The following is a 16,438-nucleotide window of genomic DNA, read 5'->3' on the forward strand; positions in this document are numbered from 1 at the left end:
CTTTTTTCATACTTCTAATTACTTTTTGAAATGATAAGGGACGGTTGTGACAATAACATCTTTTCTATAAAGCAGGATTGTTTTAATAAGCAAACTTGACTGGTTATGGAGTATATTATGCCAACCTTTCTTCGGTATAAACTGAGGGATTAAAACAGTTACTGTATAGTTCGATTCATACGCTTTATTCTCCACCTTACTAATAAATTTAGACAATGGATAATTGATGCTTCTATATTGTGAATACAAAGTAACCAGTCTAATATCAGGTTGCCATTTACTCCATTTTTCTGCTAGCCTTTTTTCATCCTCCCGATCAAAAGCAACATAAACGGCAAGGATTTGTTTGGGGTTTAATGATTTTGCATAGTTCAATGAGTTCTCCACTACATGAGTAATTCCAGCAACAGGGACAATAATAACGTTTCCTTCTATTGGTTTTATTGGCGAATTATTGGATACACTTAATTGTTCACCAACCGATTGATAATGATTTTTTATTTTATGGAAAATAAAAATCAAAACCGGAATAAAAATTAACACTGCCCAGACTTGCCCGAACTTAGTAATGAAAAAAATCATCATAACCGTAAAGCTAATGATGGCCCCAACAAAGTTAATCAACAATTTACCAACCCAGTTTTTAGGCTTTTCCCGAAACCATTTTACGAGCATTCCTGTTTGCGATAAGGTGAATGGAATAAATACACCTACCGCATAAAGTGGAATGAGTTTTTCCGTCTGCCCTTCGAAAATAATAATGAGAAGAATGGAAGTGATGCCAAGCGTAATAATTCCATTGGAATATCCCAGTCGGTCTCCTCTCATTTTAAACATGCTTGGTATATATTTATCCTTGGAAAGGTTAAAAGCTAAAAGAGGAAAAGCTGAATACCCCGTGTTAGCAGCTAGTACAAGAATTAGTGCAGTTGTTCCCTGAATAAAATAATAGATAAAGTTTCTTTCAAATATTACAGCGGCAATTTGTGAAACCACGGTTTCATCACCCTTAGGTGCAATTCCATAGTAATAAGCCAAAAAAACGATGCCAACTAACATTACAGCAAGTAAAGAGCCCATAATGGCTAAGGTTTTTGCAGCATTTTTAGGAGCGGGATGATTAAAATTAGGGATGGCATTGGAGATCGCTTCCACACCTGTTAAGGCAGAGCTACCCGATGCAAAGGCCCTCAGTATCAAAAATAAGCTAATGCCTGTAACTGGTGTTCCAAGTGGAGCATGCAGCTCAGGTGAAACGTTTCCAGTTATTATATGGTAAAATCCAACTCCTATTAATACAAACAATGCCAATACAAATAAATAAACAGGGTATGCAAGAATAGAAGCAGATTCGGTTAATCCTCTTAAGTTTAATATGGTAATGAGCACAACGAGAACGCTTGCAATTACAACATTATGCTCATGGAGGCTTGGAACAGCAGAAGTAATGGCATCTGTACCTGCGGAGACACTAACTGCCACCGTTAAGATATAATCGACCAATAAAGATCCACCTGCTATTAACCCTGCATTCTCACCAAGGTTTTCCTTCGAAACAATGTAAGCTCCTCCACCATGTGGATAGGCGAATATAATTTGTCTATACGATAAAATTAGAGCAAATAGGAGAATAAGCACTCCAACGGCAATAGGAATTGAATACCAAAAGGCAATTGTACTTACAGTCATTAAGACAAGCAAAATCTGTTCTGGACCGTATGCAACGGACGATAGCGCATCTGAAGACAGGATAGCTAAAGCTTTTGTTTTATTAAGCTTCTGTTCTCCTAAAGCTGAGGATTTTAATGGGCGACCTATTAAAAACCTTTTGACAGCAGATAACATTCTTTCTCTTCCTTTCTTTTTACGCTTACGAGGTTAGCTGTCGGGTTTGGGACAAAAGACTAGCCCAACCTACAATTGTAGGATTCACCCCATGTGATACATACATACATTAAAATCACATATGATTGGTTCCCCCGTTCCATAAGGATTAAGCGGTGTGGAAATTTGAAACTGAGCCCAATAATACTCCTGTTATTTCGACTTGTAAATAACTAAATATTAATTTTTAAAAGGCTTAAATTAGCGGAATTATTCGTTTAATTCTTTATTAAGTTATGCAGAGTCTTTGTCGATTTCTGTTCTAAATTTCTTTCTTTTTTCTTACAGTGTAATAGCGACAAGAAAAAGGGAGAGGTTCAATGTTAATAGATGGGGTGTTTTCAGGAGGTGGATTAAAAGGTTTCGCGTTAGTAGGAGCTTATCAAGTGTTGGAAGAAAAGGGATATCAATTCAAGCGTGTTGCTGGAACGAGTGCTGGAGCCATTCTTGCAGCTTTCATCGCTGCTGGATTTTCAAGTAAGGAAATCAAAGAGATGCTAGATGAACTAGATACGGTAACTTTTCTCGATCCACGTAAAACAATTCTACCGATTCCATTTATGAAGTGGATCAATCTTTATTGGCGACTAGGATTATACCAAGGGAAAGTTTTAGAGAACTGGTTCTTAGAAAAATTAGCGATAAAAGGCGTTTATACTTTTTCTGATTTACAGCCAGGAACATTGAAGCTCGTGGCTTCGGATTTAACGAATGGTAAGATGATCGTTCTTCCGGATGATCTGGGAGGATATGGGATATCAGAAGATAGCTTTCCTATTGCTCGGGCATTACGTATGAGCTGCGGAATTCCATTTTTCTTTGAACCTGTCAGATTGAAAGTTGGATCGGGGGATACAATTGTCGTTGATGGGGGAGTACTTAGTAACTTTCCAATGTGGATTTTTGATAATGGAAATAAAGAGCGGCCCATCCTTGGTTTAAAGTTAAGTGGGAACTCAAAAGATTTTCCTGGATATGAAATAGATAATGGATTGCAGTTATTCGAAGCACTCTTCTCGACAATGAAAAATGCACATGATGAAAGATATATTTCTAGAAAACATGAAAAGAATATTATTTTCATACCAGTAGATGACTATGGTGCTACTCAATTTGATTTAAGTGAAAAGATGAAAACTGATTTACTGACAAAAGGAAGAGAGAGCGCCGTGCAATTTTTAAAGACATGGTAATTTCTTAATGGACGAATGTTTAATTTATATTTGAAGAGGGATAATAAGAAAGAGGGTATTCATAAGGAGAGGATTAAAAATGGCGAAAACTGCAAAAGAATTAGCGCTTAAAATATTGAATGATAACATGATTGGGACGATGGCAACAATTCAGCAAAATAAACCGCATTCACGTTATATGACTTTTTTTAATGAAGATTTCATCATGTATGCCGCTACAAGTAAAAAAACACATAAAGTAGAAGAAGTTAAACAAAATCCAAACACCCATATTCTTTTAGGCTATGATGGCAAAGGCTTTGGAGATTCCTTTTTAGAAATTGAAGGCATAGTGGAAGTATCAGATAGGGAGGGCTTAAAAGAAAAGGTATGGAATAAAGCATTAAAAGGTTGGTTTACTGGACCAGAAGATCCGAATCTAATTATTTTAAAAATAACCCCAACACAGATTCGAATTATGAACACAAAAGGGGATGAACCACAAGTAATAGAATTATCATAAGGGTATGCAATCTCACCAATTATTTGGTGAGATTTTCTTTGTTTTTTTGCATTGTATAGTTGTATTTATTTTTTGTGTAGTATATTTAACATAAATAAAAAAACTCACTGGCGTCATGCTCCAATGAGGTGTGTATTGGTATTGAACTTCCCATTTTCATGGGCTCACTACTGGCTCCATGACAGTTAATGTATTATTATACGTATTCAAATTCAAAGTAGCACCAATCGGAACAGTTGCTTTGTAAATACCGTGTGCGGTTGCAAGGTTAGTCATTAAAGGCTTTCCTAATGGAACTAAGAACTCGTTTATAATATCATCATATGTTTTTCCGTAAGCGGCTTCGCATTTTGTGCAATCTCCCATGATAATTCCAATACAATCATCAAATTTTTTCGCCAAAAAAAGATGTTGTAAATACCTGTAAACAGTATTCACTGGTTCATGCGTTTCTTCCAGTACGATAATTTTACCCGCTGTATTGATTTCAAAAGATGTTCCTAGAGTACCTATGAAAGAAGTTAGATTTCCTCCGACGATCGGGCCAGTAACGTTTCCAGGTACTTTGCTTATAAGCGGTGTTTCAGGAGGGTTGTAAATTCCCCAAGGAGCAGTTAATGTTGATGTGGCAGCGAAAAATTGGTTAAAATTATAAGCTGGAGTTCTAGTGTTAAAGTCAAGTAGAAGGAGACTTTGGAAAGAGATTAAGTAAGCATATTCGAACAAAACGTTTTGTAAAACGGTAATGTCGCTGTAACCAGAGATAATTTTAGGGTTGCGAGCTATGAGCGAAAAGTCTAGAAAAGGCAGTATATCTGCTACACCAACACCTCCTCTAGTAGGCAAGATCCATTTCACTTCCTTATTTGCAAACATCTTCATCAGATCTGATGCCCTTTGTTGGGCTGTTGCGGCTAGAAATCCATTTGATGAATACACATAATCTCCTAATATCACATTAAACCCCATGTTTCGTAGTGTCTGAATCCCTTCATTTATTACGCTTGCTCCCAAAGGACTTCCTAGTGTAACGATTCCAACTGTATCGCCTGCTTTCAATTGACCCGGTTTCGTTGCCAAATTTTGCATCCCCTTCCTAAGAATATATGCTATTAATTCATTTTACTATTGCAAAGCGAAAGCCATGACGAAATAAAAATCTAAAAATTAAAGTTGTAGAAATTGTTTGTTTATTTTTGTTTTTTTAAAAGGATTATTATGGTAACGTTATTTTTAGTAAGGCCATTGTGCCGAAATGAGGAAGGGGTGACTTTATTTTGATAGAACATCTATTTCAAAATAATTTGCAAATGAGAGGGCCTGTGTCTTAACGAGTTCAGTCCTCTTTATGCAACGGGAGGAAAAGAGAAGATGATGGAATTGAGTACGATGAAAGCGGGGTTCTCATCTTTAGAGGTAGCCGAAAGTCTTCTAAAACATTGGGAACATGATGAAGGGACGCTTAGATTCTGGCGTGCAAGTTCAAACTTTGTTTGTGCATTTGAAAGAAAAGGAATAAGGTTCTTTTTACGATTTAGTTTTGAGGATGAGAACACTTTAGAACAAATTAAGGAAGAGCTTGATTTTATGGAATATTTGAAGAAAAATAGTTTTCCTTGTGTTTCACCAATTCTTTCGTTAAACAACAACTTTATTGAAACTGTTGAGACTTCGGACGGGGGATATTTTGGTGTAGTATTCAGTGCAGCCAACGGTACTCAACTTGATGAAGAGGAAGACTTGCTAGACTCTCAACTAGAGCAATGGGGAAGATCGTTAGCCACCCTCCATAACTTGTCTATGAATTATGAAATTAAAAATAAAAAAAGGAAGAGCTGGCAAGACACATTACTTTTTATAAAAAATGTGCTTAACCATCATCCGTTAGAAAATGAGGCAAAGAAGGAGTACCATACAATTTCCCATTGGCTACACTCACTTCTTGTTTCCAAAAATACGTATGGCTTAATACATTATGATTTTCAATTGGACAATTTGTTTTATGACGCAAAGGATGTAACTTTCGAGATAATCGATTTTGATGATTCGATGTATCATTGGTTTGCTCAAGATGTAGTGACTGCATTAACAGACGAATTGGAAAGTGAACAACCAGCATCCAAGAAAAGAATAAATGCTTTTTTAAAAGGCTATCGTACTAAGAAAGAATTGAGTGAAGAAGATATAGATCTGTTTCCTATGTTTTTAAGATTTTCCAAGCTATATCAATTTGCAAGACTACTACGATCAATGGAGAGTAGTACTGGCGAGGATGATCCAGCATGGTTAGGAAATCTTCGTGGAAAGTTAATCAGTAAAGTAGATGAAATAAGAAAATGTTTCAGAGAATCGGAAATATAAAATCTGATTAATGCAAAAAAAGTCTCACGAGTAAAGGACTCATTTTACTCGTGCGACTTTTTTTAATGAGAATGTATATGAAATTGATAAAGTTCTCGATGTAGAGGAACTCTGGTCTTATAAGGGTTTGATCTTTATTATTTTTTACTTTTACCGTCCACTGTATACATGAATCAGTGGATGTATGATTAGAGTTGGTGGTACTAGAGAAAAATAGACAGTATCCATTGATAAAGAAGCGCTGAGCGGACGAAATTGTATCTTCGTCCGCTTTTAAAAGAGTAGGATAGCATCTAATCTCTCATTATCCAAACCAAATGCATTGTGTCTTTACGCAATCCAAGAGAGCGACGAACAAACATCCACCACAAGATTACCGAAAAAAGTGGATTGAGAATTGACGCAGTCACTTCTCAATCCACAAAAATTCCGTCGGTAATAGTGTAGTCGATGTTTCGTCCAAAGCACTCTGAAAATAGTAAAGACAAGATGCACTTAAAGGAAGCTAAGGTTTTTCTTAATTGTCTTATGAATGATGGTATTAGAAACAAGAGAAACATCATATGAAAAGACTTATAAACATATGAATGATATCAAGTGTACATATGGCAACAAAGAAGAAGACATGATAGCGTTTTCAATTGATTGAATATTAAATGTAAACGCTCTACTATTACATTAACAAGAGAATATTTTACATTCAAAACAAGGGGGATTGTAAGGTGACAAATGAGCAGAGGGAAAGTACGGGTTTTAAAGTAAAAGTACAACGGGTTGGTAGTTTTATGAGTGGTATGATTATGCCAAATATCGGTGCATTCATCGCATGGGGTCTTATTACGGCATTATTTATACCGACTGGCTGGTTTCCAAATGAAGGTTTTGCGGAATTAGTTGGACCAATGATTACATATTTATTACCAATCTTAATCGGGTTCACCGGAGGACGTCTTGTTCATGGTTTACGTGGAGGAGTAGTTGGTGCAACCGTAACGATGGGGGTTATCGTTGGAGCAAATATACCAATGTTCCTTGGTGCAATGATTGTTGGACCACTAGGTGGGTGGGTAATTAGATGGTTTGATAGATTGATAGAGGGTAAGATTAAGCCGGGCTTTGAAATGCTAGTGAATAACTTTTCAGCAGGAATTTTTGGTGGAGGACTAACATTAGTTGCCTACAAATTAATTGGGCCTGCAGTTAATGCATTAACTGACTGGCTTGCATCAGGGGTTCAATTTATTTTTGATGCAAATCTATTACCATTTGCAAGTATTTTCATAGAACCAGCAAAAGTGCTGTTCTTAAATAATGCGATTAACCATGGAATTTTAGGTCCATTAGGGATTGAACAAGCTGCTAGTGCAGGAAAATCAATACTATTCTTACTAGAATCAAACCCAGGACCAGGACTTGGAATTTTACTTGCGTACATGTTCTTTGGAAAGGGAATAGCAAAACAAACTTCACCAGGAGCAATTATTATTCACTTCCTAGGTGGAATACATGAAATTTATTTCCCATATATTTTAATGAGACCACTTCTACTAGTAGCTGCAATTGCTGGGGGAGCATCTGGAATATTTACATTGCAATTATTTGGGGCTGGTTTAGTTGCAGCACCGTCACCAGGTAGTATCTTTGCCATTCTTGCATTAACTCCAAAGGGTAATTATGTAGGTGTAATACTCGGAGTATTAGTTGCAGCGGCAGTGTCTTTCATTATCTCTGCAGTCATTTTAAAATCTTCAAAAGATACTGGCGAAGAGGATCTAGCGAAGGCGACAGAAAAAACTTCAGCTCTTAAAGGAAAAGAAAGTAGAGCAGCAGAGTTTATACAAGTTGGAAAAGCGGTAGAAACTCAACAAGAGAGCTCATTATCAAACGTACACCATATCATATTTTCTTGCGATGCGGGTATGGGATCAAGTGCAATGGGAGCTTCGATATTGAAAAATAAAATGAAGCAAGCAGGTCTAAATGTTTCTGTTACGAATACAGCTATTAGTAATCTTCCTGCAGATGCAGAAGTTATTATCACGCATAAAGATTTAACAAGTCGTGCAAAAGAAAAATCACCAAATGCGCACCATATTTCGGTAGAAAACTTTTTAAATAGCCCTAGATATGATGAGCTAATTGAACAGTTAAAAAAATAATGGGAACATACAGAACTCGGCCTATTTCAATGGAAATTTAGGCTGAGTTTTGCCAATGATTTTGGAACGTTATGAATGAGGTGTTTAACATGTATATTTCAGCACGTGAAAAAATGATTATCGAAGCATTGATTGTGGAACAAGGGGAAGTAACGATAAAAGAGCTGTCAAAAAAAATTGACGTGAGTTCTCGGACAATACATCGTGATCTGAATAAAATAGAGGAGCTTTTGGATTCCTATCAGCTGGAGTTAATTAAAAAATCAGGGGTTGGAGTTCAAATTATTGGAGAGGAAAAAAGAAAACTCGAATTTATAAAGCAACTTGAAACGTTTACTTTTAGGGAATATACGTTAGATGAAAGACAAACAATGATTCTATGCAATTTGTATGAATCATCTGAACCTGTGAAGCTTTTTACGCTTTCCAAAGATTTAGGGGTTTCTATCTCAACCGTAAGTGCAGACTTAATGAAGTTGGAAGAGCAATTAAAGCCTTTTCAGCTGTCTATTTTGAAAAAAAGAGGGTATGGAGTAGAGCTTTCGGGAACAGAGGAAGCCAAGCGTAGGGCGATCAGTTATGCTATTGCAAAGACATTAAAGGAAGAAGGGCTACTTTCTCTTATAAAAGAACAAATTCATCAACAGTCTGAAAAGCATGATGATCCTATCTCTAAACGATTAATGCATCTTGTCGATCAAAAAAAATTATGGAAAATAGAAAACGTGATGAAAGATTTGTATCCGAATCTATCGTTTTCAATGACGGATAACTCTTACGTTGGACTTATTGTACATCTCGCATTAGCAATTGAACGGATTCTGCAAGGTGAAAACATTCAAATAGAGAAAATGTATTTAAAACAAATTGCGCTAGAACCAGAGTATCCAATTGCGAGAAAAATCATTGATGCACTAATGGAAAGTTTTCAAGTGGATATACCTGAAGCTGAAGTGGGCTATATTACGATGCATCTTCAGGGAGCAAAGCTTCGTCAACAAGATGGCATATTGCACGAAGCCTCTAACTTGGAGACGTATATGCAAGTGAAAAAATTAGTTCAGATGATGGAAAAAGCAACAGGTTATCAGTTAAATCATCATGATTCACTTATAGAGGGGCTTGTTACCCACTTAAAGCCTGCAATTTATCGCATTCGTCAAAACATGGGGATATTTAATCCTCTATTAAAAAATATTCAAAAAGATTATGAAGAGTTGTTTGAGCATGTGAAAGTTGCAGTAGAAAATGTTTTTCCTACTTTAGTTATTCCAGATGAAGAAATAGGATACTTAGTGATGCATTTTGGATCTGCTCTACTTGGCTTGTCGGGAAAAGGGGATTTGAAAGCATATGTTATTTGTTCTAGTGGTATCGGAACATCTAAATTACTTGCATCTAGGCTGCAACAAGAAATACCTGAAATAGCGGAGGTTGTAAATGTTTCTGTTTTTGAATTAAATGAACTTCCGTTATCGGAAAGAGACTTGGTAATTTCTACGATTTTTTTACAAGCGTTTCATCGAGAATATATAATGGTGAGCCCATTTATGACAAAAGATGAAATTACTCAAGTACAACTTTACGCAAGAAGACAGATGTTATTGAAAAAGGCAGTTCCTGCCGTTAAAAAAAGCTATTCCACTGTAGAAGTACTAAAACAAAAAATGGAGAAGATTCATCTTTATACAGGAACGATAGCGGATGTTTTAAATAACTTTCAACTCACTTCGCAAAAAGGGAAAGTCTCCGCAAAAGATTGTATGCTAGAAGCATGTAGTTTGTTGGAACAAAAACAGATCATTCAAAAAGCTAGTACAGTTGCGGAAGCCTTGTTTGCTAGGGAAGCACTTGGTGGTATTGGAATACCAGGAACGAAGCTTGCTTTATTTCACACAAGTAACGAACAAGTTTGCAAGCCATCATTTACGATCCATAAACTTGCACAACCGGTCAGCATAAAAGGGATGGATGGAAGTGAGTTGGAAGTGCACACACTATTGTTACTACTCTCACCTCGACCTTATCATGAACCAGGTTTGGAAGTACTAAGCTTGCTTAGTACAATTATTATTGAAAATGAACAAAGTATTAAACTATTTGAGACCGAAGATCAGGTGCAAATACAAGCTTATTTAGCCATAAAATTCGAGCGATTTATCGATGAAAGTTTAAAATAATGGAGGCGTTATAATTATGGTATTGCCAATTTTATCAGTGGAAAACATCATGTTAAATCAAGAACTTACAACAAAAGGAGAGGCAATCCAATTAGCTGGAAAAATCCTTGTGGATAGAGGATATGTTCAACCGGAATATGTAGAGAAAATGCTAGTACGTGAAGAAATGACCTCCACATATATGGGGAATTTTGTCGCTATTCCACATGGTACCGATGATGCGAAAAAAGAAGTAAAAGAATCAGGAATTGTAATTATTCAGGTTCCGGATGGTGTAGATTTCGGTGACGGCAATATTGTTAAATTAGTCTTTGGAATTGCTGGTAAGGGTGATGATCATTTGGGAATTCTTTCAAATATAGCTATTGCCGTTTCGGTAATAGAAAATGTCGAAAAAATTGTGCAGGCTACCTCTCAAGAAGAAGTGCTTTCATTTTTTGAAGGAGTGAACTAAGATGAATGCCGTTCATTTTGGTGCTGGGAATATCGGAAGAGGTTTTATTGGATGTTTGTTGTATGAATCTGGATATAACACTTGCTTTGTAGATGTAAATGGAGACGTTGTTGACTTACTCAATGAAAAGAAACAATATAAAGTTCAGCTTGCGAATGAAACCAATGAGGTAATGTCGGTAAAAAATGTACATGCAATTAACAGCCTAAGAGATCCGGACCTTGTCGTAGAAGCAGTTGCTAATGCTGACCTTGTCACTGCAGCGGTTGGCCCAAATATTCTTCCGCTTATTGCAGGTTTACTCGCAAATGGACTAAAAAAAAGACTTAGCCTATCTAAAAAGCCATTAACCATTATTGCGTGTGAAAATATGATTGGTGGAAGTGCTTTTTTAAAAGAAAAAATATATGAACAGCTTCATGAAGAGGAAAAATTGCTATTTGATATTCATTTCAATTTCCCTAATGCCGCTGTAGATCGGATTGTTCCAAATCAAACAAACGATGACAAATTAGCGGTTACAGTAGAACCTTTTTACGAGTGGATAGTAGATGAGTCGGAAATTAGAGGCGAAAATCCCCCTATTAAAGGAGTAAAATTCGTACAAGATTTACAGCCGTTTATTGAAAGAAAGTTATTCACAGTAAATACAGGGCATGCGGTAGTCGCATATTTTGGATACTTAGCAGGTTTTAGAAGTATGCATGAGGCACTTGCAGATGGAAAAATTAAAAAATTGACTGAAAATGTATTAGGAGAAACAAGTAAGTATCTTACGACAAAGTATTCGTTTGATGAGCAAGCACATAATAAATATGTGCAAAAAATTATTGATCGCTTTGCAAATCCATTTATATCGGATGATACGACAAGAGTAGGGCGATCCCCAATGCGTAAGCTAAAAAGTAATGACCGTCTTGTAAGACCAGCAACACAATATGCAAAGATGTTTGAAGAAACACCAATTTATTTAGCAAAGGGTATTGCATCTGCCTTACATTACGATTATCTAGAGGATCCAGAAGCGAAAGAAATTCAAGAGGCGATTCAACAAAAGGGAATAGCGTTTGCAATAGAGACATTTACGGGTATAAAGGCTGATACGGATCTATTTAAAACAGTTTACGAACAATATAAGGAAATGGCGAAGAAATAAAAAGTTTAGAATAGAAAAGCCATCATGAATTAGATAATAAAGGAGACGATTATTTTGAAAACAAATACGTATAAGGTTGTAGCAGAATCTGGCATTCATGCAAGACCAGCAACAGGACTCGTGAAAGTAGCAACTAAATTTGCTTGCGATATATTTATCGAATATAAGGAGAAAAAAGTAAACTTAAAATCGATTCTTGGTGTCATGTCTCTTGGTATTCCTAAAGGTGGATCAATTTCCATATTTGCTGAAGGAAAAGACGAAGAAGATGCACTTGAGGGTATCGAAGGCTTTCTTAAGAGCGAAGGAATTGTCGCGTCATGAATGAACGAATAATAGGAATCGCTGCATCCGGTGGTGTAGCGATTGGTAAGGCATTTTTACTAGTTGAACCTAATTTGACTGTCATAAAAAAAACAATTTCTAATAGCCAAGATGAAATTTCAAGATTTCATCTTGCATTATCGGAAGCTGAACAAGAATTGCAAGCAATTCGTAACCATGCTGCAAATGTTCTAGGAGAAGAAAATGCAGCAATCTTTGATGCTCACTTGCTTGTATTAAGTGATCCAGAGATGCTAAGTTCTGTAGAAAATAAAATAAAAGCAGAAGAAATTAATGCAGAAGCTGCATTGCAAGAAACAGCAGATACTTTAATCAAGATGTTCCAACAGTTAGATAATGAATATATGCGAGAACGTGCAGCTGATATAAGTGATGTAGCAAAACGAGTAATAGCGAAACTTCTAGGAGTAAATATTCCTAACATTGCAATGATCAATGAAGAAGTCATCATTATTTCCGAGGACCTAGCGCCGTCAGAAACTGTACAATTGAATAGGAAGTTTGCTAAAGGTTTTACTACCGACATGGGTGGTCGTACTTCTCATTCTGCAATTATGGCTCGTACGTTAGAGATTCCTGCAGTTGTAGGAACTTCAAAAGTAACGTCAACTATAAAAAATGGGGATCTTATTATTGTTGATGGAGACAATGGGGAGGTTTTAATTAATCCTTCTAAAGAGGAAATTTTACTTTATGAGGAAAAGCGTAGCCAGCTAGACGCTAATAAGAAAGAATTGTCGCTTCTGAAAAATGAACAAACGATCACCTTAGATGGCATACAGTTTGAAGTGGCTGCAAATATAGGCACGCCAAACGATGTAGAAAGTGTCCTTGAGCACGGAGGCGAAGGAGTAGGTCTTTACCGAACTGAATTTCTTTATATGGAAAGAGATTCATTGCCGACGGAAGAAGAACAATACCAAGCTTATAAAGAAGTATTAGAGAAAATGGGAAGAAAACCTGTTGTTGTAAGAACTTTAGACATTGGTGGCGATAAACAACTTCCCTATTTAAATCTTCCAAAAGAGATGAATCCATTTTTAGGTTATCGAGCAATTCGGCTTTGTTTGTCGGAGCAAAAATTATTTAGAATTCAATTGCGTGCATTATTACGAGCGAGTAATTTTGGAAATCTTAAAATCATGTTTCCGATGATTGCAACGTTGGAAGAATTTCTTGAAGCCAAACATCTCTTGGTAGAGGAAAAGCAGTCTCTGCAAAAACAAGGGTTTGCAGTGGCAGAGAATATAGAAATAGGAATTATGGTAGAAATCCCTTCTACCGCAATATTAGCAGATCAATTTGCACGAGAAGTTGACTTCTTTAGTATAGGAACGAACGATCTAATACAATATACAATGGCAGCTGACAGAATGAATGAACGAGTATCTTATTTATACCAACCATATAATCCAGCCATTTTACGATTAGTTAAAATGGTCATCGATGCTGCGCATGCTCAAGGGAAATGGGTAGGTATGTGCGGTGAAATGGCAGGCGATCCGATTGCCATTCCGTTGCTGCTTGGGCTTGGATTAGATGAATTTTCCATGAGCGTTCCATCAATGTTAAAAGCTAGAAACCAAATTAATCAGTTAAAACAGAGCGATATGAAGAAGCTTGTTGATAAAGCATTATGTATGCAGACGTCCGAACAAGTTAGGGTGTTCGTTAAAGAATCGTTAAATATGAAGTAAGTTATAGATAATTAAATAAATCCTACTGACTTTATTACCCGAAGCACTGTGGCAACTATAGTTTGGGTACAATTGAGTTTGACGCAGTAATCATTGATAAAGAAGTACTGAGCGAACGAAATTGAACTCTTCGTCCGCTAAAGAGCGTAGCGAGTGTCGAGCCTCCTCCTCAGCTAGCGCCTTGTCTGTCTCGCTTATCCCGCAGGAGCCTTAATTCGCCTCTTCTAAATTATTTTTATGGATAAATATGGATAAGAGCAATTAAACGTACCGCGAGAGCAACCAAATAACTGGTGGGGGCGACAGATTCTTCAAGGAGAGCAACCGTTTCAATTGGAAGAGCAACCAAATTTTATAATAAAGAGTGTACTCGGTGGGAGATAGTCCGTTTTGTTGATAAAATGACCCAGACTCGGAGAATTCTCTTGAATATATATCTATAATCAGTTAGAAAATAGAAGAGCAAGACCAATTGAGCAGTACCCGAGATCAATAAAAACAACCAGAGAAACAGCAGATTTATCGAGACATTCCTTAAAAGCTAAGAAAGTATATAAATTTGGTATGCAAGGAATTCAGAATTTATTATGTTTGGTAGTACTTGTATATGTCTTTGGAGCAATAGAAAACTAGAAAGTATCCATGGATAAAGAAGTGAAGAGCATCCGAAATTGTATCTTCGGATGCTTTTAAAAGAGTAGGGAAGGACTTTATCCCTAATTATCCAAACCAAATGCACCTTGCCTTCACACAATTCAAGAGGGTGATGGATAAACCACCACCACAAGATTCTCCATACAAAGTACTCGTTAATAGTGTAGTCAAGGTTTAGTCCAAAGTACTCGGGACTTGGTGAAGACTAGATACTCCTAAAGGTCAATTGCGCTTTTCTTCTTTATTTCCGTTTTTTATTCGTCATATTTTGTCCTAGTTCAGCAAACTCCCGTGAAAATTCTTCTTGCACTTCATTTGGTTTTATTTTTTGGTTTTTGGGTGTTTGAGGAAGTGTATCTTTGTTTTTACTTTTGCCTTGCTTATTATCTCTACCCATTATAATTCTCCTTTCGCATTTTACGTACCTTTTTAATATGGCTCAGAAACCACATTTTAATCATAAAAAAGCACCAAGAATAGTTTCCTCAGTGCAGCGGCGTTTGTTAAATCTATCAATTCATAACAAAAGATTTCTCTGTTTCTTCAATTATCTCTTTTTTATCTAAAGTTGTAGGTAAGGAAATAAAGGTAAATTTAAATGTCGTACCCACTCCCACTTCACTTTCCACATGAATAGTTCCATTCATGGTGCGTACGATGCTATACACAACCATCATACCTAGGCCAGTCCCTCTTGTTCCCTTAGTCGAGTAATAGGGCTCTCCTAAATGTTCCAATTGTTCAGATGTCATTCCTGCTCCCGTATCTTTGAAAAGAATGCTCACATTTGTTGGGGTCGATTCCAATTCAACTGTTAATACTCCACCGGAAGGCATTGCTTCTATTGCATTTTTCATGATATTGACCAAACATTGATGGAATTTTTGTCGATCTCCCATAATAATAATTTCATTTAAAAAGATCGTAACGATTTGGACAGAACTCCGATTGGCTGTTGGTTGCAATAACTGAATAGCTTGCTGTAGCTCTTCATGAACGAAAAGGGTTTCAGATAATCGGATTTCTGGTTTAGAAAAAGTTAAATAATCTTGAATAACTCTTTCGGCGGATTTTAGCTCTTTTTTTATAATGGAAAGGTATTGCATACGACTTTCTGTTGAAATATTCTCCATTTGCAAAAGCTGAACAAAGCCGATAGCAGCTGTTAGAGGATTGCGGATTTCATGAGAAATAGCAGCACCCATTTGTTCAACTGCTTCCAATCTTTTTGTATGTAAGAGTTGATGGCGTAACAGAATCGTTTTGTATATTTCTTCAATAAAGTATGCAATCATACCAACCGCTAATGGTTGGATAAATAGAAAAGCAAAATACAAATCATACAAATGGTACGGTAAATGTATAAGTTCCAAAACCGTCTGTATTAAACTAAATAGAAATGTGAGTCCTACTGAAAATAGGATGCGGTAATTAGATGATTGTTTTACAAAAAAGGGAGAAAGTCGCCATAACGTGAAAGAGATTACACCGTAAAGTATGGCAGTCACCCAAAATCCACTGTCAAAACCATAAAATCCTCGAATGCATATGGTGAGTAAACCTAATAATGGGCCTAAACCCATATATAGACCGCCTACCACGAGAGGAATATTCTTTAAATCAAATAAGAAACCTTCGTGTATTGGATAGCTAAACGCAAAACAAATGAGGAAACTAAGAACAAAATAAAGAGTGGCAACTATTTTAATTGATCCCATATTATTTAATCTATCAGTCCATAACATACCAAAAAACAATAATACTGTTAACAAGGAAAGGTTGAAAAATAAGTGCATAGTTAATTCCAAAGGATTACCTCTCTTCAGCAAAAGTATACGTAGAGAACTTAGATT

The 16,438-nt window shown here is 36.4% G+C and carries 13 protein-coding genes and 1 riboswitch; of the genes, 9 read left to right on the top strand and 4 right to left on the bottom strand.

The window, feature by feature from the left end; genetic code table 11:
* Window positions 1-18: 18 nt before the first annotated feature.
* Complete coding sequence (locus ACEPXG_RS02110) at window positions 19-1,845, bottom strand: APC family permease (protein WP_391206970.1); 1,827 nt, start codon at window positions 1,843-1,845, stop codon at window positions 19-21.
* 6 nt (window positions 1,846-1,851) lie between these two features.
* A riboswitch (cyclic di-AMP (ydaO/yuaA leader) is annotated at window positions 1,852-2,010 on the bottom strand.
* A 194-nt stretch (window positions 2,011-2,204) separates the two neighbouring features.
* On the opposite strand from ACEPXG_RS02110, the gene ACEPXG_RS02115 reads away from it, so the two are divergent.
* The gene (locus ACEPXG_RS02115; RefSeq protein ID WP_391206972.1) at window positions 2,205-3,077 is read left to right on the top strand and encodes a patatin-like phospholipase family protein; all 873 of its coding nucleotides are present in this window, start codon (window positions 2,205-2,207) and stop codon (window positions 3,075-3,077) included.
* A 79-nt stretch (window positions 3,078-3,156) separates the two neighbouring features.
* A complete protein-coding gene (locus ACEPXG_RS02120; protein ID WP_391206975.1) occupies window positions 3,157-3,579 on the top strand; it encodes a pyridoxamine 5'-phosphate oxidase family protein in 423 nt (140 codons plus the stop codon).
* 156 nt (window positions 3,580-3,735) lie between these two features.
* On the opposite strand, the gene ACEPXG_RS02125 is transcribed toward ACEPXG_RS02120, so the two are convergent.
* Window positions 3,736-4,659, bottom strand: coding sequence for a S66 peptidase family protein (locus ACEPXG_RS02125; RefSeq protein WP_391206978.1), 924 nt, complete (start codon window positions 4,657-4,659; stop codon window positions 3,736-3,738).
* Between the two features lie 291 nt (window positions 4,660-4,950).
* Between ACEPXG_RS02125 and ACEPXG_RS02130 the strand changes: the two genes are divergently transcribed.
* From ACEPXG_RS02130 to ptsP, 7 genes are all read left to right on the top strand, one after another.
* The gene (locus ACEPXG_RS02130; protein WP_391206981.1) at window positions 4,951-5,940 is read left to right on the top strand and encodes a phosphotransferase enzyme family protein; all 990 of its coding nucleotides are present in this window, start codon (window positions 4,951-4,953) and stop codon (window positions 5,938-5,940) included.
* A gap of 785 nt (window positions 5,941-6,725) precedes the next feature.
* Entirely contained in the window at window positions 6,726-8,099 is a 1,374-nt protein-coding gene (locus tag ACEPXG_RS02135) for a PTS mannitol transporter subunit IICB (protein WP_391209730.1), read from the top strand.
* Window positions 8,100-8,188: 89 nt separating this feature from the next.
* Window positions 8,189-10,279: a BglG family transcription antiterminator gene (locus ACEPXG_RS02140; RefSeq protein WP_391206984.1), complete on the top strand. Its 2,091-nt coding sequence runs from the start codon at window positions 8,189-8,191 to the stop codon at window positions 10,277-10,279.
* 16 nt (window positions 10,280-10,295) lie between these two features.
* Window positions 10,296-10,733 (top strand): PTS sugar transporter subunit IIA, encoded by a 438-nt coding sequence (locus ACEPXG_RS02145; RefSeq protein ID WP_391206987.1) that lies wholly within the window; start codon window positions 10,296-10,298, stop codon window positions 10,731-10,733.
* Window position 10,734: 1 nt separating this feature from the next.
* The gene (locus ACEPXG_RS02150) at window positions 10,735-11,889 is read left to right on the top strand and encodes a mannitol-1-phosphate 5-dehydrogenase (protein WP_391206990.1); all 1,155 of its coding nucleotides are present in this window, start codon (window positions 10,735-10,737) and stop codon (window positions 11,887-11,889) included.
* A 54-nt stretch (window positions 11,890-11,943) separates the two neighbouring features.
* A complete protein-coding gene (locus tag ACEPXG_RS02155; RefSeq protein WP_391206993.1) occupies window positions 11,944-12,213 on the top strand; it encodes a phosphocarrier protein HPr in 270 nt (89 codons plus the stop codon).
* On the top strand, window positions 12,210-13,931 hold the full coding sequence (gene ptsP, locus ACEPXG_RS02160; protein ID WP_391206996.1) for a phosphoenolpyruvate--protein phosphotransferase: 1,722 nt from the start codon (window positions 12,210-12,212) through the stop codon (window positions 13,929-13,931). The genes ACEPXG_RS02155 and ptsP overlap by 4 nt, the downstream gene beginning before the upstream one ends.
* Window positions 13,932-14,826: 895 nt before the next feature.
* On the opposite strand, the gene ACEPXG_RS02165 is transcribed toward ptsP, so the two are convergent.
* Both ACEPXG_RS02165 and ACEPXG_RS02170 read right to left on the bottom strand, forming a co-directional pair.
* Entirely contained in the window at window positions 14,827-14,982 is a 156-nt protein-coding gene (locus ACEPXG_RS02165; protein WP_391206999.1) for a YfhD family protein, read from the bottom strand.
* A gap of 115 nt (window positions 14,983-15,097) precedes the next feature.
* Window positions 15,098-16,393 (bottom strand): ATP-binding protein, encoded by a 1,296-nt coding sequence (locus tag ACEPXG_RS02170; protein WP_391207002.1) that lies wholly within the window; start codon window positions 16,391-16,393, stop codon window positions 15,098-15,100.
* Window positions 16,394-16,438: the final 45 nt, after the last annotated feature.

Origin of the sequence: Psychrobacillus sp. L4 (assembly GCF_042944905.1) — a bacterium.
GTDB lineage: Bacteria > Bacillota > Bacilli > Bacillales_A > Planococcaceae > Psychrobacillus.

Bases quoted from the DNA above. Each gene is read 5' to 3' on its own strand.
- ptsP (WP_391206996.1), top strand. From the start codon at position 12,210: ATGAATGAACGAATAATAGGAATCGCTGCATCCGGTGGTGTAGCGATT.
- ACEPXG_RS02140 (WP_391206984.1), top strand. From the start codon at position 8,189: ATGTATATTTCAGCACGTGAAAAAATGATTATCGAAGCATTGATTGTG.
- ACEPXG_RS02135 (WP_391209730.1), top strand. From the start codon at position 6,726: ATGAGTGGTATGATTATGCCAAATATCGGTGCATTCATCGCATGGGGT.
- ACEPXG_RS02120 (WP_391206975.1), top strand. From the start codon at position 3,157: ATGGCGAAAACTGCAAAAGAATTAGCGCTTAAAATATTGAATGATAAC.
- ACEPXG_RS02115 (WP_391206972.1), top strand. From the start codon at position 2,205: ATGTTAATAGATGGGGTGTTTTCAGGAGGTGGATTAAAAGGTTTCGCG.
- ACEPXG_RS02145 (WP_391206987.1), top strand. From the start codon at position 10,296: ATGGTATTGCCAATTTTATCAGTGGAAAACATCATGTTAAATCAAGAA.
- ACEPXG_RS02150 (WP_391206990.1), top strand. From the start codon at position 10,735: ATGAATGCCGTTCATTTTGGTGCTGGGAATATCGGAAGAGGTTTTATT.
- ACEPXG_RS02110 (WP_391206970.1), bottom strand. From the start codon at position 1,845: ATGTTATCTGCTGTCAAAAGGTTTTTAATAGGTCGCCCATTAAAATCC.
- ACEPXG_RS02165 (WP_391206999.1), bottom strand. From the start codon at position 14,982: ATGGGTAGAGATAATAAGCAAGGCAAAAGTAAAAACAAAGATACACTT.
- ACEPXG_RS02130 (WP_391206981.1), top strand. From the start codon at position 4,951: ATGATGGAATTGAGTACGATGAAAGCGGGGTTCTCATCTTTAGAGGTA.